Source organism: Endozoicomonas sp., from assembly GCF_051008435.1.
Classification (GTDB): Bacteria; Pseudomonadota; Gammaproteobacteria; order Pseudomonadales; family Endozoicomonadaceae; genus Endozoicomonas_A.
In genome coordinates, this window is record NZ_JBPCXO010000234.1 from 1 (window position 1) to 1,969 (window position 1,969).

The 1,969-nt window shown below is 43.8% G+C and carries 2 protein-coding genes; both read left to right on the forward strand.

What is annotated here, in order from left to right; genetic code table 11:
* The first annotated feature begins 239 nt into the window (after nucleotides 1-239).
* Nucleotides 240-1,052, forward strand: coding sequence for an N-formylglutamate amidohydrolase (locus ACR2PX_RS12060; protein WP_433999602.1), 813 nt, complete (start codon nucleotides 240-242; stop codon nucleotides 1,050-1,052).
* Entirely contained in the window at nucleotides 1,045-1,620 is a 576-nt protein-coding gene (locus ACR2PX_RS12065; protein ID WP_433999603.1) for a YdcF family protein, read from the forward strand. Before ACR2PX_RS12060 ends, ACR2PX_RS12065 begins: the two co-directional genes overlap by 8 nt.
* Nucleotides 1,621-1,969: the final 349 nt, after the last annotated feature.

A 1,969-nucleotide genomic window follows, 5' to 3' on the forward strand; every position in this document is an offset into this window, starting at 1 on the left:
CATTCTGGGACTATCTGACAGACAGGTTAACAGGCAGTGGCTCGTTTCCAAGGCTGACGGACTTGATTGAAAAAGCTTCTCACATACTACCTTGTGGGCTTTGCAGCAGTTATTAAGAAGCTACCAATCAGTTACATTATTTTCGCAAAAAGCAGCAGCCTGAATGGAGTCAGATAGAGGCCCCTTTCAGAATGGCATAAGCTTCAACTGATATCAGAAAACTGACTCCAGGGCATTGTATGGAAGGTCTCTCGATTAATAAGGCTGAATCCCCGTGGATATTCAGCTTGCCCCACAGCGGAATGACTCTGACAGAGGAAGCCAAACGCAACCTTCTGCCTGAGCCTTATGGGCGCTTACCCAATATGGATTGGCACTTGAGAGAGCTGTACGACTTCCTGAAAGAGCTTCCAGTGAGCATGATTTCAACCGATATAAGTCGGTATATTGTTGACCTCAACCGCTCACCTGAGAGTAATTTGTTGGGTGATTTTCGCAGCTCTCTGGCCTATCAGAAAAATACCTGGGGTGAAGAGATCTATAGAACCTACCCATCTGAAATAGAAATTCAGGAAAGGATTAAGCAGTACTATGAGCCTTATCATGAAGCGTTGGATAACCTTGTGGAATCAGCCCTATCCCAATTCGGCAAAGCTTATCTTTTCGACCTGCACAGTTTCATGGGGCCCATAGAGTGTGACGTCTGTTTGGGGAACCTTGATAACCAGAGTTCGTCTCTTCAATGGCTGAATGTTGTTCACAATATCTTTGAAGATCATGGTTTTGATACAGCCAAAAATGACTTTTACAAAGGTGGGTATATTACGGCCAAGTATCGTGACACCCCCAAGGTACAGGCTATTCAGATAGAGCTCCGTTACACCAACTATCTGTCTCCGGAAGACTATGAGACAAGGAGGCCTCCTCAGCTCGGTGGGGAGAAGTTCCAAATGACAAAAGACAGACTCCATCAAGTTTTCAAGACACTCTTCTCCCAATCAAAGAAAGACCCTCAAGAAGCTTTTCAGACAAACAACAAACATTATGGATAGTGAGCTGATAAACGCTGTCACTGAAGCCGTTTTTCCAGAGAATAATGACTCATTCGCTGAAGTCGATGTACTGATCGTTCTGGGTAGTTATAAGGTCATTCAGTATAAAATGCCGGAAGCCATTCGACTCTACAAAAGCCTGCCTGTCAAAAAGCTGCTTTTTACCGGTGGCAACACTTGTCTATCCGGACAGCCAGAATATGAAGCCATGAGTGAGTATGCTTTGGACCACGGAGTGCCTGACTCTGATATTCTGCTTGAACCTCTGGCCACCAATACCATTGAAAATGCCGACCTGTGTTCAAAACTGATTAGCAGTGAGCTTCCATCTACTCAGTCGGTAGCACTATTAACAACCGCATTTCATATAAAAAGAGCGGCTCATCTGTTTGAAGAATGCCTACCTCAATCGGTTCGTATCTATTCCTGCTTCGTCAATGACAAGCACACACGAAAAGATAACTGGTGGCTGACAGAGTCCGGTAAAGAAAGAGTCCTTCACAGCTATCGGACTCTTAGCAAACAACAAGAATTGGATAAAACAATACCTGATGAAGATCTTTTATGAAGAAACAGTCTCTAAGGAGAGACTCTCTCAAATCGAAACCTTGTTTCAAAGTCTGGGTGGCTTTAATAATGCTATCTTCAGGAACACTATTTCTAAGAACGAAGGGTTACTTTGCTGCTATGCAGAAGTTAATGATCAGATAGTTGCTTGTAAGATAGGTTACAGCCCTCGCCCCAAGTACTTTGAAAGCTGGATTGGAGGAGTACTGGAAAACATCGAAAAAAAGTAATTCCTAAAAAACTGCTGGACAGAGAAAGAGAATAATACCTTTCCCTTGCAGCGACTATCCTTTATCCCATGGTTTTCTCAACCCGCAACGAACAGCAGAGTGAACAGACTGCAAAGCTTC